The organism is Nonomuraea insulae (genome assembly GCF_042656245.1).
This window is the reverse complement of record NZ_JBHSPA010000155.1, coordinates 1-3,173: the sequence shown is the minus strand read 5'-3', so window position 1 is coordinate 3,173 and position 3,173 is coordinate 1. Positions and strand designations below refer to the sequence as shown.

The 3,173-nt window shown below is 68.3% G+C and carries 2 protein-coding genes; both read right to left on the bottom strand.

What is annotated here, in order from left to right; genetic code table 11:
- Positions 1 to 1,630: IS1182 family transposase (locus ACFPZ3_RS70245; RefSeq protein ID WP_379525387.1), on the bottom strand; the 1,630-nt coding region annotated here is incomplete at its 3' end.
- A gap of 139 nt (positions 1,631 to 1,769) precedes the next feature.
- Positions 1,770 to 3,143 carry an IS256 family transposase gene (locus tag ACFPZ3_RS70240; protein ID WP_379525386.1) on the bottom strand — a complete coding sequence of 458 codons (1,374 nt, stop codon included), beginning with the start codon at positions 3,141 to 3,143 and terminating at the stop codon, positions 1,770 to 1,772.
- Positions 3,144 to 3,173: the final 30 nt, after the last annotated feature.

Here is a 3,173-nt window from a genome sequence, read left to right as displayed (position 1 = left end):
TGGCGAACGGCGAGACCCTGGTTCTGGCCAGAGGGATCCCCGCCAGCCATGCGTCGGCGCGGATGAGGTTGATGGCCGCGGCGGTGATTACATGCTGCAGATGGGTTTTGTCCTGGCCGATGTAGCGGGATCGTCGCAGGCCGCAGCGTCGCAGGGCTTGGGATATCACAGCTTCGACGCCGGCACGCAGCTGGTAGCGCCGTTGCCACGGGGCGGTGGTCTGCGCCTGGCGGGCCCGCCGGATGTTCTCGTGCTCTTGGCGGGTGCTCAGCGTCAGCGCGCGGGCGGCGGTCACCGAGCGGGTGCACTGAGCACGGACCGGGCAGGGAGTGCAGTGCCGTTGATCGAAATCGATGTGGATGGCCGGGTGGCCGGCGCGACCTCGGTGCGGCTTCCATCGGATGCTGCGGTGGCCTTGTGGGCAGGTGACCTGCTCGGCGTCCCAGTCGATGGCGAAGTCGTCCAGGCTGAAGCCCTGCCCGGCCTTGGCCTGCCAGGAGACGTCCGGCCTGATCGGGCCGAGCAGTTCGGTTCCGCCTGGGCCGGGTGTGGGGGCCAGCAGCTGGGCGTTGATGTAGCCGGCATCGACCAGGTGCTCGTGGGGCGCGAGGCCGGCCTGGATCAGCGCGGACTGGATGGTCGCGGTCATCTCCACGTCGGTGACGGTGGCGTCGGTGGTGGCCACATGGGTGATCAGATGGGGTGCATCGGTGTCGCAGGTTTCGCTGTAGTGGACCTTGTAGCCGGTCCAGCCGACGCTGCGTTTGAGGCTGTAGCGGGCCTGGTCGTCGTAGGGCGAGGTGCTGCGCTGGCGCGAGGGCGGCAGGTCCTTCGCATCGCGCAGGTGCATCTGGCCGTCTTCGGTGATGAACTGGTGGATCCAGGTGACCCGCAGCGCCTGCACTGCCGGAAGGTCCCGGAGCGGGCGGGGCGCATTGGCGCGGTAGAGAGCTTGCAGCAGGGTCCGGCCGTCGTTGCCGGTCTGTTCGGCGTAGGCGGCGCGGTCGGTCTTGTCCTGGGGCAGCCGGAAGTCTTCGATGCGTCGCGTGTAGCGGTCGAACCAGGATGTCGGGACCCATGAGGATAACCAGTGTGGTTCAGCTGTGGCGATCGCGTTGAGGGCGGCCCGCAGCTGTTCGGCGACGTTCTCCAGCCGGTTGAGCCGGCGGATTGCGGCCAGCACATGGGTGGAGTCGGTGCGCTGCCGGCCCGGCCGCTTGAGCAGGCCATGCTCGCTCATCCGGTCCAGGATCAGGTCCAGCAGCCGCTCGGGGTCAGCGCCTGTGAGCTGGCGGTCACGAAACTCGCTCAGCACCGAGTGATCGAACCCGGCATCGGTCAGTTCCAACCCGAGCATGTATTTCCAGTCGATGCGGGCGCGGACGGCCGCCGCGGCCTGGCGGTCGGAGAGATCCTCCAGGAATTGCAGGACCGAAACAATCGCGAGCTGATGCGGTGGCCAGGCTGGCTGGCCACGTTGCGGGAACAGGTCGAGGAAGTCCTGGTCGGTGAACAGCGAGCCGAGTGCGTCACGCAGGCGCATGCACAAGCAGCCCTTGGGGAAGGCTCGACGAGCTATCTGCGCCGTCTGAGCAGGAATCTCCTCCGGAACACGGGGATGGAGCGACATCTTGATCAGCCCCCACGATGCTGGTGGATACGCTCATCGTGTTCTCGGAAAACAGATCAACCAGGCCCTTTGCCGGATTCGCCAACAGTGTCTCGGAGCGGTGTAAATAGCTCGACGAGGTAGGTGCCGTGAGTGGATCTTAGGCGGCCTCGGTGACGGGTGCCAAGGCCGGGTCGTCGGTCGGGTGGAGTTGGGCGGGCGGGTGCAGCAGGGCCCGGCGGAGGTCTTGCAGGATGCGCAGGCCCGTGCTGGTCATGGTGAAGCCGCGCCAGCCGCGGGAGGCGCGATCGAGCACGGCCCAGACGAGTGAGACGCAGCTGGTCTCGCCGGGGAAGCGGCCGATGACCTTGACGCGGCGGCGGGTCTCGCCGAAGGTGCGCTCGATGAAGTTGGAGTGTCGCACGCGCTTGTGGTGCTCGAGCGGGAAGCGCAGGTAGGTGGTCAGGCTCTGGCGGTCGGTGAGCAGGCACTTGACCGCCGCCGGATACCGGCCTTCCCAGGCCTCGGCGAAGGCGTCGATGCGCCGCTGCACCCAGTCCACCAGCGGCTGGCCGGGCTTGACGTCCTCGCCCAGGTCGGTGAGGTCGAAGATCTGCCAGTAGGCGGCCTTCACCTCGGCCTGGTCGGAGGCGCTGACCTTGGCCAGCACATTGCGGGCGCGATGAACGAGACACCTTTGGCGCAGTGAGCGGGCAAGGACCTGCTCGGCGGCGCTGATCAGGCCGGGTGCGCCGTCGGAGATGATCAGTAGTGGCGGGCGCAGGCCGCGGCCGATCAGGTCGGTCAGGAAGTCGTGCCAGGCGTCGGTGGACTCGGATCCGGCGGCGGCCAGGCCGACGAAGACGGGCTTGCCGGCGGTGGTGATGCCCCAGGCGGCCAGGATCGGCTCGGCCCGGCTTCCGTCGTGCATCTTGAAGTGCGAGGCGTCCAGGAACAGGTAGTCCAGCTCGACGCCGGCAAGGTCGCGGCGGCACCAGGCGTCGTACTCGGCGACGATGGCCTGGCAGATGGTCGAGACCGTCGACTTGCTCAGCGCGGCTTCCGGGCCGAGCGCGTCGGCCAGCGCGCCCTCGACATCGCGCACGCTCAGGCCGCGCACGCTCAGGCCGCGCACGAACGAGGCGATCACGAGCGTCTCCAGCGCGTGGGTGCGGGTGATGCCGGTGCCGAACAGGCGGGAGGCGAACTTGTCGGTGGTGTCGCGCAGTTTCGGGCGGGCGATGGTGATCGGCCCGCTGGTGGTCTTGACGGTGGTCGGGCAGTGCCCATTGCGGTAACCGGGCCGCACCGTGCTGTCCTCGTCGCCGCTGCCATCAGCAATGACGGCGGTGGCGCGCTGGTAGCGGGCGCGGCCGAGGAAGGCGTCCACCTCGGCTTCGACGGCGGTCTGGATGATCAGGCGGGCGCCGAGCCGGGCGACGTCCTCGATGACCTCGACCAGGTCACGACCTTCGGTGAACAGGGCGTCGATCTCGGCGCGGATGGCCTGAACGGGCGGTAGTGTGCGTGCCACGAGCGTAGGTCCTTGCGTAGTGCGAACTTT